Annotated in this window: 2 protein-coding genes; both read left to right on the top strand. The window is 44.5% G+C overall.

Annotated features, from left to right (window positions below; translation table 11 throughout):
* A partial coding sequence (locus VE944_RS22395) for a class I SAM-dependent methyltransferase (RefSeq protein WP_324982084.1) occupies positions 1-574 on the top strand: 574 nt, incomplete at its 5' end.
* 106 nt (positions 575-680) lie between these two features.
* Positions 681-1959 (top strand): LLM class flavin-dependent oxidoreductase (locus VE944_RS22390; RefSeq protein WP_324982081.1); only part of this gene is annotated, 1279 nt, incomplete at its 3' end.

Here is a 1959-nt window from a genome sequence, read left to right as displayed (position 1 = left end):
GCAACGCCAAGCAGCAGATGTAGGGGCAAATAATATTACTTGGCTAGAACAAGGCGCAGAACTGATTAACCCTAGTTTAGGGGTATTTAAACTAGCTACCATTGGCAGAGCCTTTCACTGGATGGAACGGGAACTCGTACTAGAACGTCTTTATGAATTGCTGGCAGATAATGGTGCGATCGCACTGCTCAATACAGGTGATAATCCTTGGATAAGTTCTTTACCCTGGAAACAAGCTGCTATAGAAGTAGTGAAAAAATGGTTAGGTGAAGAACGGCGAACTGGACAACGAGGACAGGGTATTCGTAAATCAGTTGATCCTCCCCACGAAGTTGTAATTGCCAATTCAAAATTTGCCCGCCAAGAAGTGTATGAAGTGCCATTTGAAAAATTTTGGACAGTCTCCAGCTATCTTGGCTACTTATACACCACAGCCTTCTCTTTGAAAATTTTCTATGGTGATAAAGCCGAAGAATTTGAAGCAGATATCAAAGAAGCATTACTAGCAGTTGAGCCTTCTGGTCACTTTACAGAAGAACTCACAGCAACAATCCAAGTAGTTTGGAAGCATTAGACATCTCCGAAAAAGAATCTTAAACCTTTATCCTGTCTAGGTGAAAACCTAATTTATGGAGATGTCTATTAATTTGGATGCTATTTAGCTATACACAAAAAAGCAGATGAGTAAAACACGCAAGTTTCGTTTAGGTGCATTTATTCAAGCTACTGGACATCATGTTTCTGCATGGCGACATCCAGATGCACAAATAGATGCAGGTTTTAATTTCGAGCATTACAAAGAAATTACCCAAACTGCCGAACACGGCTTATTCGATGCAGTTTTTCTGGCGGACAGCCCAGGAGTTTGGGGTGGCGATCCTCAAACGCAGAGACGCAACGGTAAGCTTGTCCATTTCGAGCCGGTGACACTCTTTTCGGCGTTGTCCTCTGTAACTCGAAACATTGGCTTTATTTCCACTGCCTCGACTACTTATGAAGAACCTTACACCCTGGCACGTAAGTTTGCCTCGCTAGATCATTTAAGTAAAGGCCGGGCAGGGTGGAATGTAGTTACCACAGGAAACGAAAATGCCGCACTTAATTTTGGTCTTGAGCATCACCCGGAACATAGCCAACGTTATGAGCGTGCGGAAGAGTTTGTGGAAGTAGTGAAAGGATTGTGGGATAGCTGGGAAGACGATGCTTTTATCCGTGACAGAGAATCTGGCATCTATTTCGACCAGGATAAACTACATATACTCAACCACAAAGGTAAACATTTTTCTGTTAAAGGCCCCTTGAACGTTGGTCGTCCGCCTCAAGGTTATCCGGTGATTGTGCAAGCTGGAGCCTCTGAAGCTGGACGGGATTTAGCTGCGCGTACTGCTGAGGTAATCTTCACCGCCAATCAAACCCTAGCCGATGCCCAGGAATTTTATGCTGATGTCAAAGGTCGGTTGGCGCAATATGGGCGTTCTCCAGACGATCTGAAAATCATGCCTGGGGCTTTCCCCATTATTGGGCGTACTGAAGAAGAAGCCCAAGAGAAATACGAATTTCTGCAATCGTTGATTCATCCTGATGTAGCTTGGGGTATTTTAAAGAACTATTACAAGGGTGTGGATCTATCCAAGTATTCTCTAGATGATCTAGCTCCTGAACTGCCCAGTGATACTAACAATAACAAGAGTCGTCTGAAACTAGTCAGAGATTTGGCTACTCGTGGGACTCTGACGCTGCGTCAGTTGTATCTGTCTCTAGCTACTGCACGAGGTCATCGCACCATACTTGGTACTCCTGAAAGTATTGCCGATCAACTAGAGGAATGGTTCAACAATGGTGCAGCAGACGGTTTTAATATTATGCCGCCCATCTTGCCTACAGGGTTGGATGACTTCGTTAACTTGGTCGTTCCCATCTTGCAGAAACGGGGACTGTTCCGTACTGAATACGAGGGTA

Origin of the sequence: Nostoc sp., assembly GCF_035638895.1 — a bacterium.
Classification (GTDB): Bacteria; Cyanobacteriota; Cyanobacteriia; order Cyanobacteriales; family Nostocaceae; genus Nostoc.
This window is presented reverse-complemented; position numbering and strand designations above follow the sequence as displayed.